Genomic DNA, 15994 nt, shown 5'->3' on the forward strand with positions numbered 1-15994 from the left:
CCTCCACCTTCACATTGTTTTTCGATTTAATTTGGCTAGCTCCATTTGAAGAATCGTCATTGCGTTTGACCATTCGGTCCGGTCAATGATGCCTGATGTATACATTTCCTTCAATTCGTCTGCCATAAATTCTAATTCTACTTCACGATCTCCGAAATACACATAATTTCCAAATCTCATGAGCAGCTGCTGTACATCATATAACGTTTTCATTGTTTCCACCATTTCTTCTCATCAACAGTTAGGATAAGCGTATTCATAAATGCGCTTTCAGTCAAGTCATTCAACGTGTTTGACTATTTTCGATATATTGTTTCAGCTTTAAAAATTGATCATTTTGAGGATCTTGTTTTAACGCTTTCGCTAATAGATCCTCTGCTTTCGCTGTCTCTCCTTTTTCTACGTATAAAAGCGATAAATGATACAGTTTATTTGGATCATCTGGATCTTTTTCAAGCGACTTTTGTAAAAATTGAATAGCCTTATCAAGTCGGCCCTGCTGCGCTTCCGATAGTGCATAGATATGAAGTGCCTCAGCTGATGCATCTTTATCGTGCACATATTCCTCTAGTCGTTCACTTGCTTCGCTGTACTTTTTCTCATCAAATAAACTCGCTGCCTCACTTGCTGCCGCTGCTTGCTTTTGATCGTCAGAATGAAACCCTGTATACAATCCAAAACCGCCAATAAAGAGCAAAGCAGCACTCGCAAGAAGCATTTTGACAGGCTGGATCTGTTTAGGCAGACGGACAGCTAATGCGGTGAAAAAACCGCCAACCAGGCCGCCAAGATGCCCTGCATTATCAATACCTGATACAGTGAAGCCTATTCCTAGGTTAATGAGGATAATGACAATAATATTTGTCCCCATCGTCCGAAAGAAAAGCTTTCGGTTTGAGATGGCTAAATATAACAGTGCGCCTAAGCAGCCAAAGATCACGCCAGAAGCGCCTGCTGCAATTGCCGTATTAAACACAAAGCTCGCTATAGAGCCAAAAATGCCGGAAATCAAATAGATGAGCAAAAATCTTCCCGACCCATAAATTCTCTCAACAGCCGCTCCAACGGACCAAAGAGCAAAAGTATTAAAGAGTAAGTGCGTCAAGCCAATATGTAAAAACATTGGTGTCATCAGGCGCCACCATTCACCATCTAAAATCAGCACATTATTTTTAGCACCAAATGCTGTTAAAGTTGCGGTATTGGTACTTCCGCCAGACAGCTCAAGTAAAAGAAACATCACCACTTGAACAGCAATCAGCAAGTAGGTAAAAATGGGTCTGCCATTTTGAAACACGGCCCGTTCTCGTTCTCGCTGCTTTTCCTGATCATCAAATGCCTGAAGCACGTTCCTTTTCAGCTGCATTGCATCCTCAGCTGTATCTTCCTTCGCGTCTTCTACATCTACTGCAAGCGATGTATTCAGCCATTTTTGCAGTTCGTTTACATCGTTTTGAAGCGTGTCTGCATTGAGTAATACAGGAGTAACTGTCACCTTATTCTCTTTTTGCGGCTGACCGTTTAGGTCTTCCCAATCATCTACTGGAACATCAGTTGTAAATTGCAGCTGCAGGAGATGAAGAGATCGTTTACGCATAGCTTCTCTCAGCTGATTGATCCGATATGTTTGCTCCTCGATATCTCGAACGATCTCCTGCCTGAAATTCACATCTTTTCTATATAGACGGATAAGATCATAACCTGAGTTTCGTGGTGCTTCAAAAAATATTTCATCTTCTGGGTACGGACTTTGAATCATCTCGTATCCTTTTTGTCTAAGTTCATCAACAACTCGCCAAAATAAACTATCTATGACATTCATACATTCGCGCTCCATTTTTTACATTATTATAGCAAGAATCGTTCTTATCCGCATTTCTAAACAAAAAAATCCCGGCTTTTGCGGGATTAGAATGCTTGGCGAATAAATTTCGTCCGAAAATATGGGATTTTCATCAGCCATTTAATCAAAAAGTGCCGGACTTGATTTTGCCCTAAAACCAAATTCATGAGCCGATAACGATTTTGCACGAGAACGAATGCAAACAGTGTGAACACAATGCTCCAAATCATTTTATTCATCATATTCCCTCCTATGTTCGTATCGTGGCTTAAATAGGATTTGTTTATGCATGAACCATCGTTTTTATCGCTTAAAAGGTTCCTTTCATATCCGCACTCTGATTGATCATAAGAAACGTCAAATTGAGAAGGTCGATTAAATCCTTGAAAGTATAAGGCAGCCTACAATTTCGCTCTAACTCCTCCACCTTGTGCGGGAAGTAACTGTCGTATGGATTTGGTGTATGAACATATACAGCGTCTAAACCAAGGTCATGTTCGTGAATACAAATCCAAGTTTGGTATGGCTTTTCAAAGCTTTCAAGCTGTTTTAGCCGCCTATGATATAATGCGATATGAGCTTTGATATGCTCTCTTCTTATTTTTAAGCTATTTTCCCCGACTCCAAAAAAATCAAGGTGCGTATGCCAAAAATAAAACCATGAATCACGATCAAGTTTTAAGTCACAAGTATTTACTTCCTCCCACATATGACGGAAGTACCTTTTCTTTTCACGAAATTTTTTCAAAACATATCCCCTGTCAGCTAAAATGCCTTTTAATGAAGAATGTTGATCGCTATCGTGTATGTGACTTTTGATCATAAGCAAGCACCTTCGCTCAACACAAAAAGCCCGTTCATCTATATAAGCAGCGGACTTTATTTTAGATATATGGTACCTTTCTCACTGACCATGATTGAGACCGGGATGTCGTGCGTTTCAGCCGGAATATGCTCGGTTTGCTGTACTGTCAAACAAAGGGCAAGCGTTTCGCCGTGATAGTCAGCTAAGTAGCGGTCATAATAGCCGCCCCCATATCCGATACGGTAGCCTTGTCGATCGAAGCACACACCAGGCACAATGATCAAATCGATTGATTCTTTAGATGCAGCAGCCGACGCCAGAGGATCTGGCTCCAATAGCCCAAAGTAGCGGGAGATCATTTTCGTTTCTGGTGTATATTCATAAAACGTCATCTCTTTTGTTTCCGGAAAACAGGTGGGTACACATACTGTTTTCCCCTCCCGCCATGCTTTTTCAATGAGAGGCATTGTCGGTACCTCTTTTCCTCTAGACATGGTAAGTGCAACCGTATTCGCTTGTTTCCATGCTGGCAGTTGAAACAAGCGCTCATGAAGTAAAGCGGTGCTTCGCTTGAATTCTTCGGCACTCATCTGGTCCAGCTTGGCTAATGTTTGAAGGCGAAGTTCCTTTTTCACAAAGATCATCTCCCATCATAAAAAAACAGCAGGAAAATTCCCTGCTGCTTACTTTGTTTCACGATGTAAAGTTTGTTTTTTATCACGTGAGCAATACTTTTTGAATTCAACGCGATCTGGATTGTTTCGCTTATTCTTTTTAGTAATATAGTTACGCTCACCGCATTCAGTGCAAGCTAGAGTAATATTTACGCGCATGTTTTTCCCTCCAAACTAAAATCAATTCACATTCAGACCTAACTATAATACCACTTCTAGCTTAGGAATGCTAGAATGTTTTTTCACCAATTTGATTTTCAGTGCAATCCATCCGCGTTCTGATCCATATCGCACGGTCATTTCATGAAAAATAGCCTGCTCCCCTATAAAACCTCAATCTTTGTCGTACTGTATACATGAGAAACCCTCTTTTATTTTGACAGCGAGCAAGATTTTCATACTCGTTTTTCATATAAAAAGAAAAAAGATGAAAAAAAGGTGATTTTTTCAGCAATTCCTTTTGAAACTAGCTTTTTTATGGTATAAAAAAGAAGGGTCGAAAACTGTCTGAAACAATCATGAAAGCCTTTTATGGCTTTCAGCATTAAAATATGAATAAAAGGTGATGAAACATGGAAATTGCAATTATCGGATTGCTTGTTGTCAGTATCGTACTGATCGCATTCTCATATTTTCAAAGAGAGCCGATTAAAGAAGTCGAGCAGGAACTTGAAACACTTCAACTATCTGCAATGCAAGAAATCTATAAACTGAAAAAGAAAATGAAGGTTCTTGAAGAAGAATTGCTTGAAACAAACATTGTCGTCCGCAAACATTCAGAAATTGATCCATCTATCGCAAGACAAATCATTTCAAAGCATCAAAATGGCATGTCTCCTGAGGCCATTGCGCGCGCTGAGCATGTATCTGTAGATGAGGTCAACATGATCATTAAAGACAATGAGAAGGTGCTTGTATGACGAAAAAAAGCATCCAAACGTTTGCGGCAGGTATGATTCTTGCAACTGGTGTTCTGGCGATCGTTTTTTTCCTCACTGGAAAAGATGAAGCGGCGGCTGATACAACCACAAAAGAAACGCTCGCAGCGAAAGTAACAGACACCGATGTGAAAAACTATTTAGACTCTAAAAAAGAAGTCTCTGTCAGCCGTGAAACATATCAGCAGCTTCTTGATTATAAAGAAAAAGCACTGAAAGCAAATGAAGACGGCGATTCTAAAAATGATAAAGAAACATCGGACAAGCCTAAAGGCAAATCGGTCAAATTTGTTATTAAAAACGGGATGAGCACAAGTGATGTTTCAGACATGCTTGAAAAGGACGGAATCATCAACTCGTCTAAAGATTTTAATGATTACGTGATTGACGCCGGCTACCATAAAGAAATTCGTGCAGGCAAGTTCAATTTAAAAACAGGGATGACGTTCAAACAAATCGTCAAAGCCTTAACAAAATAACAACAATACCCCCTGGCGGCGCTGACCTCCAGGGGGTTTTATTATCCAAATCGACCAGATATATAATCATTTGTTCTTTGATCATTTGGCTCTGAGAACATCACATTCGTATCATTGACCTCAACAAGCTCTCCCATTAAAAAGAAGGCTGTTCTATCTGATACCCTCGCCGCTTGCTGCATGTTATGCGTCACAATGGCAATCGTGTATTTCTCTTTTAATTTCATAATCAATTCTTCAATCTTTAATGTTGAGACAGGATCAAGCGCTGATGTTGGTTCATCCATTAGTAAAATGTCTGGGCTCGTAGCAATAGCTCTTGCGATACAAAGACGCTGCTGCTGACCGCCGGAAAGACCTAATGCTGGTGCATTTAATCGATCTTTCACTTCATCCCAAAGGGCAACATCACGAAGCGCTTTTTCAGCGATTTCTTTCAATTGCTGCTTGCTCTTCACGCCGTGAATTCTTGGTCCGTAGACGACATTATCAAAGATAGACTGAGGGAATGGGTTTCCTTTTTGAAAGACCATCCCGACGTTTTTACGCAGTTCCACTAGATCAACGCGGCCTTTTAAAATATTGTCGCCGTTATACATCATATCCCCGGTGATTTTCACACCTGGCACTGTTTTGACCATAAGATTTAAGGTCTTGATAAACGTTGACTTTCCGCAGCCTGACGGACCGATAATTGCTGTGACTTCATGCTCTTTAATGTCTAAATCAATATGCTTCAGTGCGTGATGCTGTCCGTACCAAAGGTTCATATCATTCACACGAAACACTTCTTTTTTTGCTGTTTCAGTTGCTACTGCATTCATCAAAATCCACCCGCCTTATCCAAATCGACCATTGATATAGTCTTCTGTTTTTTGCTGCGCAGGACGTGTAAAGATACGTTCAGTGGCATCATATTCTACTAGATCACCGTTCAGGAAAAAGGCCGTATGATCAGATACACGTAACGCTTGCTGCATGTTGTGTGTCACAATGACGATCGAATAATCATTTTTCAAATCTGATAATAGCTCTTCAATTTTTGCATTTGAGATCGGGTCTAGGGCAGATGCTGGTTCATCTAATAAAAGAACGCTGGGCTTCATCGCAAGTGTACGCGCAATACAAAGGCGCTGCTGCTGACCGCCGGATAGTGACAAAGCCGAGCGGTGCAGACGATCTTTGACTTCATCCCACAGCGCTGCTTTTGTTAAGCTTTCCTCTACTGCATCATCAAGTACTGATTTTCTTTTTTCACCCGCATACTTTAACGCATGGGTAATGTTATTGTAGATCGATTTAGGAAATGGGTTTGGTTTTTGGAAAACCATGCCGATTTCTCTTCTTAAATTCACCACATTAATGCGGTCATCCAAAATATTGAGTCCTTCGTACATGATCGCACCTTCACTTCTCGCACCTGGGATCAAGTCGTTCATGCGGTTAATGCTGCGTAAAAAGGTTGATTTCCCGCAGCCAGATGGGCCGATTAATGCGGTAATTGCGTTCTTCTCAATTTCAAATGAAATGTGATTGACCGCTCTTTTTTCACCATAATAAATGCTTAAATCCTGCACCTGTAAAATCTGTTCCGCTTGAAGTGGAGCCTTTTTTGCTGCAATCTCTTTTTTTTCTGCTAGCATTTGAACCATATCCCCTTCACACCTCTCTCACATTATTTTGACGTAAGCTTTTTATGAATAAATGAACCAAGCCATCTAGCTGCTAAGTTAAATACTAAAACTGAAAGCACAAGTACGGCTGATGCACCATTTGCAATGGCCTCTGCATCTGGAATGATTCCTTGTGTATTGACGTTCCATATATGAACGGCTAATGTTTCTGCCGGTCTAAAAATATTCAGCGGTGACGTATCAGAAAATGGACTCCAGTTTGTAAAATCAAGACGCGGTGTGGTGAGACCTGCTGTGAAAAGAAGCGCTGCTGCCTCCCCAAAGACTCTTCCTGATGCTAAAATCGCACCGGTAATAATAGAAGGAATCGCACCTGGAATCAGGACTGTCTTCACTGTATGCCATTTCGTCACACCGAGCGCAAGTGATGCTTCCTTTTGATCCTTCGGTACAGAGCGAAGCGCGTCTTCTGTCACCCTGACCATCACTGGCAAGTTAAACACCGTGAGCGCAAGAGCTCCTCCGATGATCGTATAGCCCCAGCCTGTTAAATTGACAAACATGAGTAAACCAAACATACCAATGACAATAGAAGGAAGTGAAGACAACACTTCGATACATGTGCGAATAAAATCAGTGACTTTGTTTTGAGGCGCATATTCAGCCATGTACACTCCACCGCCGACACCAAGTGGTACTGTGATCAGCATTGTAATAAACAAAATGTAAAACGAGTTAAACAGCTGATCCCTAATACCGCCGCCAGAGCCAATTGCACTTGAGCGGGTTGTCAAAAAGTCGAAATTTAATTCTTTTGCACCGTTGAAGATGATATAAGAAAACAAACCAACTAGGATCGCCGTAATAATGGCAGCACATAATCCAAAAACAAACGTGGCAAAACGATCGGTCATTTTGCTATTCATTAAATCTTCCTCCTAGACGACAAGTATCTGATAATGAGTATGAACATAAACGATACAACTAGAAGGACAAGCCCCATTGACCAAAGTGTATTGTTTTCAACACTTCCATACGTTGTGTGACCCATGTTTAACGTAATAATGGTTGTTAATGTACCAGCTGTATCCATAATGCTCTCTGGTAAATTACGCGTGTTTCCAATGACCATCTGAACGGCAAGGGCTTCTCCAAATGCTCTTGCCATCCCAAGAACGACTGCTGTCATTAATGTTGGAAGAGCTGCTGGTACAAGTACACGTCTAATCGTTTGCCATCTTGTAGCGCCAAGTGCATACGATCCCTCACGTAAGCTTTTTGGAAGGGAAGCCATAGCATCAGTTGCAATGGATGTAACGGTTGGCAGAATCATAATAGACAGGACAATCGTTCCTGCTAACACGCTATGCCCTGAGCCGCTTGACTTGAAATGTCCGATAAACGGCACCAATACTGTAAGACCTATGAATCCGTAAACAACGGATGGAATCCCTACAAGCAATTCAATGACTGGCTGGAGAATTTTCCGGCCCCATGCAGGTGCAATTTCTGTCATAAAGATCGCTCCTGCGATGCCTAGCGGCGCTGCAATAAGTGCCGATAGAAGCGTGACGGCGATCGATCCAAAAATAAAAGGAAATGCGCCGTACTCCGGGTTTTCTGCTGTTGGGTTCCAATTGATACTGGTTAAGAACTCAATTGGGCTTACACCATTTACGATGAAAGATTGTAAACCCTTAATGCCAAGGAAGATGGTGATGGCGATGGATACTGCAATCATTAAGAATGCGCAGAATTTCACCAAAATACTTCCTCTTACTTCATCCATTTGCCTATTTTTCTTCGAGCTGATCAGCCGATCGCTCGCTTCTGTATGTTCTATCTGCTTCATCTTTTTCTACACTCCTATGAATGTCATAAAAGGAAAAGTGAAATGCTCCACTTTTCCTTCATCAGCAATTCAAGACCTCTTACTTATCTGATTGTTTGCCTGTTGCGTCTCTTTCTACTTTCATATTAGAGACTGAGATGTAGCCTTGGTCTTTGACGATTTCTTTTTGTACTTCGTCACTCATAAGGTAATCTAAGAATTGTTTTGTTAGACCTTCCGGCTCACCTTTTGTATAAGAGTGCTCGTATGCCCAAATTGTATATTTACCGCTTTCTACATTGCTTTCTTCTGGTTTCACACCATCAATGCTAAGCGGTGTAATTTTGTCATCTGTTAAATAAGAGAATGCTAGGTATCCAATCGCACCTGGTGTTTCTGCAATCAGCTTTTTCACTGTGTTTGAAGAATCTTCTGTGATTCCTTCTGCAGGTGTTGCGCCGTCAAGTGCATATTTCACAAATGTGGCACGAGTTCCTGAAGAATCAGGTCTGTTGACAAGCGTGATTTTTTGGTCTTTCCCGCCAAGCTCTTTCCAGTTTTTGATTTTACCAGTGAAGATTTTTTTCAATTCGTCCTTTGTGATGTCTTTGACACCCACTTCAGGGTTTACAGCTGCGGCCATTCCAACAACTGCTACTTTGTGGTCTTTTAAAGCTTTTGCGTCGATTCCGTCTTTCTCTTCAGCGAATACATCTGAGTTCCCAATTTGCACAGATCCTTCTGAAACTTGAGAAAGTCCTGTTCCTGAACCGCCGGCTTGTACTTGAATATCGGCTTTTGGATGTTTATCCATGAATTTTTCTGCTGCCGCAAGAACTAAAGGCTGCATCGCAGATGATCCTGAGATGGTAATGGAACCTGATGCCTCATCTTTGTTTGAAGCATTTCCTTTACTGTCTTTTGAATCTCCGCTTGAGCTGCTGTTTCCGCATGCTGTGACGAATGCTAACAATGCGATAGTAAGGAAAGTAAGCAGCCATAATTTGTTCTTTTTCATTTCAAGAATACCCCCTGAATAATTTGTCCTACGAGTAATACATTAAAGGTTCTTTATTAATTTCGTTTAAATGGAATGTTAAGGTTTTGTAAATGTCGAAGTTTTGTAGAGAAATTGCGGCGTTTTTTATGAATTTTGTCAATTTATATCGAAATTTTTGAAGAAAACGTAAAAAAACGCCCACAAAAAGTGAGCGTTTTTACCTATGAAAGGTCTAGTTATTTGTTTCTGCTTCATTTTCAATTTTGTTTTTGTTTTTCGCCTGTGTATCATTGCTTTCCTGTTTTGATTTCAGTTCAAAGTACTTATCTAATACTTGTTCACCAATATCATTTGTAATTGGATAGCGCTGGTTGTAGTCTTGATACACCCATGGCACGACAACGGAAATGGCCACTTCTGGATTATCAGCAGGCGCATACGCAACAAGAGTTGTGTTATACGTCGGTGTACCGCGCTTGCTTTTAATTGGACCGTCATAGAATGATTGAGCGGTTCCTGTTTTGCCAGCTGGATTATACTTTTTGTTGCCAAAGTTTGAATAGGCTGTCCCTCTTGGGTTCTGCATCACAAGCTTGAAGCCTTGCTGGACACGCTTGATTTCATCACTTGTCATGTCTAGCTTATTCAATACATCCGGTTTGACGGATTCCGTTACAGCTCCAATGCCTCGCTGCGGATCTGGCTCTCTCACTTCTTTAACAAGCTGCGGACGTAAACGGTACCCGCCATTTGCAATGGTTGAAACGTATTGCGCCATTTGCAGCGGTGTAAACGTATCATACTGTCCAATCGCATAGTCAAGTAAGAGCCCCGATTGTGTAGACGTTCCTCTGTAGCCCGTTGCTTCGTTTGGCAGGTCAATACCTGTTTTGACGCCAAGGCCAAATTTACTAAAATTGTAGCGGAACGTATCAAATGCTTTCGGATCAATTGGGAGCGGCTGATTCTTACGATATTCGCTTTTCCCAATGGCGATCGCTGTTTTGAACATATACACGTTTGATGAACGCTCTAGTGCTGTTAAATCATTAATGAGTCCCATATTTTGATAGGATTTCTTTGGCGGTGACTGGGCGATATAGAGAGGTTCATCGTATTGGGTACTTCCAATATGAATAGCGCCTGTTTTATATCCAGTCAGTACAGTGGCCCCTTTTACGGCTGATCCCATCGCATATGAGGATGTCATCGTTCCTAATGAGTAGTCATCGAATTTGTATTTTCCGTTTTTGTTTGAAATCTGCTTACCCGCAACAGAGAGAACCTCTCCATTTCTCGGGTCCATCATGACAACAAATGCGCGGTCAAGAAGCTCAGTTCCCCCTCTTTGTTTCGCACTTCTCAAGTTCTTTTCAATAATTTTTTCAACTGCTTTTTGCAGCTGAATATCAATTGTAAGCACAAGGTCTTTCCCGCTCTTACCTTCTGTTAACACTTTAGAGCTTGTGACATTGCCCTGTTTATCAGTTGTACTCTGTTCTTTTTCCTTTTGGCCCTGCAGGACATCTTCATATTGATATTCGAGATAGCTTTTTCCTACACGGTCATTTCGGCTGTAGCCGAGTGATAGATAATGCTCAAGAAGTGACTGCGGAAGACCTTCATCACTCGAAGACACACTGCCGAGCATACTGCGGAGCAGTCCTTTATACGGGTAGCTGCGTGACCAGTCTGTCGTCACATCAACACCTGGCAGCTCGTCCAAATGCTCAGAGACGTAAGCAATTTCTCTTGGCTTTACATCTTCATTTTTAATAAATTGAGGCGTAAGTGCATAGCCTCCATCCATCTGCCTTTTAATGGCAAGCACTTGTAAATCTTTTTTCGTCAGTTGATTTAATTCCTTGTCTGTGATGCGTTTTAGCTGAAGCTCATATAGTTTATCATCAGAGACCTTATCGTCACCCTTTAATTCTGATTCTTTTTGAACAAGCTTTTTCGCTTCATTCGGATGCGTTAAGATCCAGAAATCTTTTTTGTCACGATCTGTGATTTTTTTCGTACTCACATGAATCATATCCGCTAATTTTGATGCCACTTTGAGCCGCTCTTCTTGTGAAGTCGTCGAGGTTCTCGTATATGTAATGGCATTCAGCGCTTTATTGCTGACAATCGTATTGTAGTTTCGATCATAAATTTTTCCGCGCGGAGCAGATGAGCTGACATTCACATCCTCTTGTTTTTCTGCCTGCTTTTTATAATCTTCTCCATTGACAATTTGCACAAACCCGAGTCTAACGACAACGCCGGTAAAAATAATAAAGGCAGCTAAAAATAATAAATTCAGCCGGATCGGAAGTGTTTTGCGCCCTTCCTTCGCGTCTTTTTTGTTTTTCTTGTTTCTCATCACATCACCTTTTCTATCAAGAAAGAAATGGCACCCCTTTTTGTGTATAAAAGGTGCCATCATCATTTTAGCGGTTTTTCTATCATTTATCTAGAAATTTGATGTTCCATTGGTAAGAAATTTTACCTTTCTCCCTTAATAAGGTTCGTTTGAGAAACTGGCTTTTGACCGTCAGCCTCTTTCATATCAGCTGTTTTTTCTTTCAAATGAATATCTTTTACAAAGTAATAAATGAGGGTGTGCCCCGCTCCGAGCACAACAAGTGATGCAGGGATTCCGAGCTCATCACCTAGTAAGGTGACAGACAGCAGGAACAAAACAATCGAACAAATACGGCCGGCATTTAAAAATAGCTCTCTGACCACAATATATTCAATTCGGGCCTTTCTGGCGTACCTTGCATGGCCGATGACATCATATGTTAAGGATACATAAGGAACAAGCAGGAGCGGATATCCTATTGCAATGGCTACCGCATACATCAGAAGTGATACATAGGACAAGTGGAAAACGATTAAAAACAAGGCGCCGTATAAAATCAGCCCGCCAAGCATGATGGCCTTCTTCCGCCACTTTTTCTTAATCAAACGTGTAGCGAAGAAATAAGTAAAAAAGGCAACACCTGAATTCACTAAACCAAACGTCCCGAGAGCAAGCTCACTGTTTGTTGCAATAAACACAAAGACACTGATTAAGAAGACAAAGACCCCTTCACGAAGCCCTTGAAAAAAGTGAGCTGTTGTAATCCTACGCCAATTCTCATCTGCATGACGTTCTTTCCAAATTTGTTTGATCATAAATTTGCCTTTTGACTGCCTTCTTTTGAGGAAAAAGCTCATCACAACCGCTAGTGAAAACAAAAAGAGCGATAATGTGAAAATGACGGTGTAGCCTGTATCATCCGTTAACTGAGAAATGACAATCCCCGCAATGAGCGGACCGATCATGCCGGCAGTTGAGGAAAGCACCCCAAGAAATCCATTAAAGAAATCTCTTGTTTCAGGCTCAGTGATCTCAAAGGTGAGTACGTTAAAAGCAAGCCAGTAAAAACCATAGCCGATCCCAAGGACACTTCCCAATAAAACTAGCCGTGCGGCCGCTTGTTCTCCTGCCATTAAGACAATTAAATAAAAAGCGGCTAAAAAGATGACACCGAAACGAAGGACAAACGCCCGGTCTATTTTTTTTGCGAGCCGGCCAGCGAATAAAAATGTTATGGGCTGAAGCACAACAATGGCCAAATTATAAATCGCAAGATCTGTGAATTTCCCAGACTGTTTCCATAAGTACACATTTACAAACGTATTCGAAAGCGCAATGGCAAGTGCGTATAACCCGCCAATCGTGAGGAGGAGCAATAAATCTTTTGTAACATCCATGTCCCCGAACATTTTCTTTAATCTGCTCATACCATTCATTCTCCTTTTCTACACAATAGTCTGTCTCATCAAAAGGCAGATATGTAAAAAAAGGAGGGAAAATATAAAAAGACCTGCTTCTCTAAAGAGCAGGTCTTTTCAAATCAAATGATTTATTTAGCTTCGCTGTAAAGGCGAGCTACTTCATCCCAGTTCACAACATTCCAGAATGCTGAAATGTAATCAGGACGACGGTTTTGGTAGTTTAGGTAGTAAGCATGCTCCCAAACGTCTAGTCCTAGAATTGGCGTTTTTCCTTCAGTTAAAGGAGAATCTTGGTTTGGCGTGCTTGTGATTTCAAGTTTTCCGTTGTTCACAACAAGCCATGCCCAACCAGAACCAAAGCGTCCTGCAGCTGCTGCAGCGAAATCAGATTTGAATTTTTCAAATCCGCCTAATTCTTTTTCGATTGCATCTGCAAGTTCACCAGTTGGTGCGCCGCCACCGTTTGGTGAAAGAAGCGTCCAGAATAATGAGTGGTTCGCATGTCCTCCGCCATTGTTACGTACAGCTGTACGAATGTTTTCAGGCACTGAGTTTAAGTTAGCCACTAGCTCTTCAATTGATTGATCTTCAAGAGCTGATACACCTTCGATTGCTTTGTTTAAGTTTGTTACGTATGTGTTGTGGTGTTTAGTGTGGTGAATCGTCATTGTTTCCTTGTCGATATGTGGTTCTAATGCATCGTAAGCATATGGTAATTCTGGAAGTTTAAAAGCCATGGTTAAATTCCTCCTTAAAATGTATGTACTGAAATGCTTCCTTTGTAAGTCAGCAATTCACCCTACTCAAAGAGTATCAAAAGAAACAGCTTGTTTCAACGTTATTGCTCATGTTCTGAAACATTTCAGTGTTTATTTTGTATTTAGCCCTTTTGAAAAAGTTTTAAACACTCTTTTTCAACTTAACGAAGGACATAAAATAAAAAGATGCCAAGCATCAGCGCTTGAATCAATCCTTTTGCAAAAACACCTGATACAAATCCAATTAATGAGCCTAATCCGACTTTCACACTCGTCTTCAGATCTTTTTGATGAACAAGGAGCTCTGCAACGACACTCCCGAGAAATGGACCAATAATAATTCCTGCAATCGGTATCACAAAAGGACCAGCTAATAACCCAATGGTGCTTCCCCAAATAGCTGCCTTGCTGCCGCCAAAGCGCTTTACCCCAATCAGGTTTGAGACATAATCTGCCGCAAATAAGACGGCAGTAAACATGGCTTGAATAAGCCAGAACGTCAGTGTAAGCGGCTCGAAGCTAAAGAAGAAACCATATAGAATAAATCCGAGAACCATAAAGACTACACTCGGGATAATTGGATAAACCAGTCCAACAAACGCAATGATAAATGCACAGCCAATCAGTATCCAATACAAAATGTCCAAGACCCTGCCGCCTCCTTTTATATGCTGTATACATTATGCCTCATTCCTTCTATCTTAACCAGTGATGAAGGCCATACTTGTACTTGATGGATAGACATTGATACAATATGAGAAATAGAAAAGAATGTAGGAAGTGAATGGGTATTGAACGTATTTAATCTATTGTTAAAAGGAATTTATTCACCAAAAGATATTGCTAAAGCACGCTTTACAGGGATCGGTAAAGCAATTTTATTCATTTTTATCCTTTCAATCATCGCAGCAGTTCCTCAGGGCTATCATATGAGCCAAGAGATCTCGAATGCGATGTCAGGATTTCAGCATGTGATCAAAAAAGATTTACCCGACTTTTCAATCGAAAAAGGAAAGCTTCAAGCGGATCAAAGTGAACCAATAGAAAAAGAAGAAAACGGCATCACGATTATCTTTGATCCTGCTGAAAAAATAAAAGCAAGTGAGCTTGAATCAAAGCAAACGGCCATCGCTTTGTTAAAGGAAAAAGCAGTGATTGCCATTGATGGACAAATGACAGATATTCCATACCAGCTCCTTGGTGGAACGCTGACAAAAGATGAACTCGCCCGCGTCACAAATCAGAACCAAGCGATTATCATCCCTGTCATCTGTGTACTGCTATATTTATCAACTGCGGCTCTCATGTTTATCAGCGCAACATTCCTTGCAATGCTTGGTACATTTATTAAACGAATGCAGCAAAAAGAGCTGTCCTTCCAAATGCTTTGGAAGCTCTCCGCTTATTCACTCACATTAACAACGGTCTTTTTCGCCATTATGAGTGCATTAAACACGCCTGTTGCAAACTCATTTTTATTAAATTGGGTCATTAACTTTATCTTTTTATATCTTGTTGTGAAAGAAATTCCTGCAAAAAAAAGCAAATGATCCATCCAACAAGGATTTGTCTACACAATGAAAGGCTCCCCCGGGCTCGGAGGAGCTTTTTATGTCTATTCATGCTAGGACTCATCTGGATGGATGATCGAAAACAAATAGTGATCCTCCCACACTCCATTAATCTTTACTTTTTTACGATTTAGTCCCTCATTTTCAAAACCTGTCTTTTCAAGTACACGAATGGAACCCTTATTACTTGGCTTTACTCCAGCCTCAATACGATGGAGATTCAACTCAAAAAAGGCAAAGTCAATGATTAAACGAATGGCTTCTGTCATATATCCATTTCCGCCCTGCCTTTGATCGAGTACATACCCGAGCCAAGCTCCTTCTATCGGACCTCTTTCGACAGAGCTTAATGAGATCGTCCCAATTAAAGCACCTGTTTCATTTAAGAAAATACCATGCATGTAAGATTCATCTTGTGCAATTCTTTGCCTACTCCGCTGAATTCGTTCAATTTGACGAGGTAACGTGAAGAAATCATCTTTGACCAAAGGTGTAAATTCCTGAAAATATGAGCGATTCTCAAGCTCTAATGTTAACAGTGATTCTGCATCATTTTCTGTTAGTGTTCTCAATATATATGCTGACTAACTTTCTTCATTAAATCTCCCCCTTTTTTATTTTATCATAATCGTCATATGAGCTTGCCCTCCTATTTACACAAACGACCCAAGCAGTTTTATTACAAGACAT

General features: G+C 40.9%; 18 protein-coding genes and 1 pseudogene. 3 read left to right on the forward strand and 16 right to left on the reverse strand.

Annotated features, from left to right (window positions below):
- Window positions 1-9: 9 nt before the first annotated feature.
- The 6 genes from NSS80_RS12480 to rpmG form a co-directional block, all read right to left on the reverse strand.
- Entirely contained in the window at window positions 10-213 is a 204-nt protein-coding gene (locus NSS80_RS12480) for a YqgQ family protein (RefSeq protein WP_008342322.1), read from the reverse strand.
- A 70-nt stretch (window positions 214-283) separates the two neighbouring features.
- The gene (locus NSS80_RS12485) at window positions 284-1822 is read right to left on the reverse strand and encodes a rhomboid family intramembrane serine protease (RefSeq protein WP_342498322.1); all 1539 of its coding nucleotides are present in this window, start codon (window positions 1820-1822) and stop codon (window positions 284-286) included.
- Between the two features lie 86 nt (window positions 1823-1908).
- The gene (locus tag NSS80_RS12490; protein ID WP_162176177.1) at window positions 1909-2082 is read right to left on the reverse strand and encodes a hypothetical protein; all 174 of its coding nucleotides are present in this window, start codon (window positions 2080-2082) and stop codon (window positions 1909-1911) included.
- A 71-nt stretch (window positions 2083-2153) separates the two neighbouring features.
- Window positions 2154-2591, reverse strand: a complete 438-nt coding sequence (locus tag NSS80_RS12495) for a hypothetical protein (RefSeq protein WP_317221934.1) — start codon at window positions 2589-2591, stop codon at window positions 2154-2156.
- Window positions 2592-2722: 131 nt separating this feature from the next.
- Window positions 2723-3283: a 5-formyltetrahydrofolate cyclo-ligase gene (locus NSS80_RS12500; RefSeq protein WP_041117989.1), complete on the reverse strand. Its 561-nt coding sequence runs from the start codon at window positions 3281-3283 to the stop codon at window positions 2723-2725.
- 48 nt (window positions 3284-3331) lie between these two features.
- Entirely contained in the window at window positions 3332-3481 is a 150-nt protein-coding gene (gene rpmG / locus NSS80_RS12505) for a 50S ribosomal protein L33 (RefSeq protein ID WP_008360061.1), read from the reverse strand.
- A gap of 413 nt (window positions 3482-3894) precedes the next feature.
- Between rpmG and NSS80_RS12510 the strand changes: the two genes are divergently transcribed.
- Together NSS80_RS12510 and NSS80_RS12515 are read left to right on the forward strand one after the other, a co-directional pair.
- Window positions 3895-4242 (forward strand): hypothetical protein, encoded by a 348-nt coding sequence (locus tag NSS80_RS12510; protein WP_024422989.1) that lies wholly within the window; start codon window positions 3895-3897, stop codon window positions 4240-4242.
- The gene (locus tag NSS80_RS12515) at window positions 4239-4739 is read left to right on the forward strand and encodes an endolytic transglycosylase MltG (protein WP_024422990.1); all 501 of its coding nucleotides are present in this window, start codon (window positions 4239-4241) and stop codon (window positions 4737-4739) included. Before NSS80_RS12510 ends, NSS80_RS12515 begins: the two co-directional genes overlap by 4 nt.
- 41 nt (window positions 4740-4780) lie before the next feature.
- Here the strand turns inward: NSS80_RS12515 and pstB (NSS80_RS12520) are convergent, their stop codons facing one another.
- From pstB (NSS80_RS12520) to NSS80_RS12560, 9 genes are all read right to left on the reverse strand, one after another.
- The gene (gene pstB / locus NSS80_RS12520; RefSeq protein WP_024422991.1) at window positions 4781-5563 is read right to left on the reverse strand and encodes a phosphate ABC transporter ATP-binding protein PstB; all 783 of its coding nucleotides are present in this window, start codon (window positions 5561-5563) and stop codon (window positions 4781-4783) included.
- A gap of 15 nt (window positions 5564-5578) precedes the next feature.
- A complete protein-coding gene (pstB, locus tag NSS80_RS12525) occupies window positions 5579-6382 on the reverse strand; it encodes a phosphate ABC transporter ATP-binding protein PstB (RefSeq protein WP_169510668.1) in 804 nt (267 codons plus the stop codon).
- A 32-nt stretch (window positions 6383-6414) separates the two neighbouring features.
- On the reverse strand, window positions 6415-7299 hold the full coding sequence (gene pstA / locus NSS80_RS12530; RefSeq protein ID WP_025092964.1) for a phosphate ABC transporter permease PstA: 885 nt from the start codon (window positions 7297-7299) through the stop codon (window positions 6415-6417).
- A complete protein-coding gene (gene pstC / locus NSS80_RS12535; protein ID WP_024422994.1) occupies window positions 7299-8225 on the reverse strand; it encodes a phosphate ABC transporter permease subunit PstC in 927 nt (308 codons plus the stop codon). The genes pstA and pstC overlap by 1 nt, the downstream gene beginning before the upstream one ends.
- A gap of 79 nt (window positions 8226-8304) precedes the next feature.
- Window positions 8305-9222, reverse strand: coding sequence for a phosphate ABC transporter substrate-binding protein (locus NSS80_RS12540; RefSeq protein ID WP_046311780.1), 918 nt, complete (start codon window positions 9220-9222; stop codon window positions 8305-8307).
- A 214-nt stretch (window positions 9223-9436) separates the two neighbouring features.
- Window positions 9437-11572, reverse strand: coding sequence for a penicillin-binding protein 2 (locus NSS80_RS12545; protein ID WP_046311781.1), 2136 nt, complete (start codon window positions 11570-11572; stop codon window positions 9437-9439).
- Between the two features lie 122 nt (window positions 11573-11694).
- Window positions 11695-12981 (reverse strand): MFS transporter, encoded by a 1287-nt coding sequence (locus tag NSS80_RS12550; protein WP_034280166.1) that lies wholly within the window; start codon window positions 12979-12981, stop codon window positions 11695-11697.
- 122 nt (window positions 12982-13103) lie between these two features.
- The gene (gene sodA / locus NSS80_RS12555) at window positions 13104-13712 is read right to left on the reverse strand and encodes a superoxide dismutase SodA (RefSeq protein WP_007501264.1); all 609 of its coding nucleotides are present in this window, start codon (window positions 13710-13712) and stop codon (window positions 13104-13106) included.
- Between the two features lie 182 nt (window positions 13713-13894).
- Window positions 13895-14380 (reverse strand): DUF456 domain-containing protein, encoded by a 486-nt coding sequence (locus NSS80_RS12560; protein WP_041117991.1) that lies wholly within the window; start codon window positions 14378-14380, stop codon window positions 13895-13897.
- A gap of 144 nt (window positions 14381-14524) precedes the next feature.
- Here NSS80_RS12560 and NSS80_RS12565 point away from each other — a divergent pair, with 144 nt between their 5' ends.
- On the forward strand, window positions 14525-15283 hold the full coding sequence (locus tag NSS80_RS12565; RefSeq protein ID WP_025092961.1) for a DUF1189 domain-containing protein: 759 nt from the start codon (window positions 14525-14527) through the stop codon (window positions 15281-15283).
- Window positions 15284-15357: 74 nt separating this feature from the next.
- On the opposite strand, the pseudogene NSS80_RS12570 reads toward NSS80_RS12565, so the two are convergent.
- A pseudogene (locus NSS80_RS12570) lies at window positions 15358-15902 on the reverse strand (GNAT family protein).
- Window positions 15903-15994: the final 92 nt, after the last annotated feature.

Source organism: Bacillus sp. FSL M8-0350 (assembly GCF_038593345.1).
In the GTDB taxonomy this organism is placed as follows: domain Bacteria; phylum Bacillota; class Bacilli; order Bacillales; family Bacillaceae; genus Bacillus; species Bacillus safensis.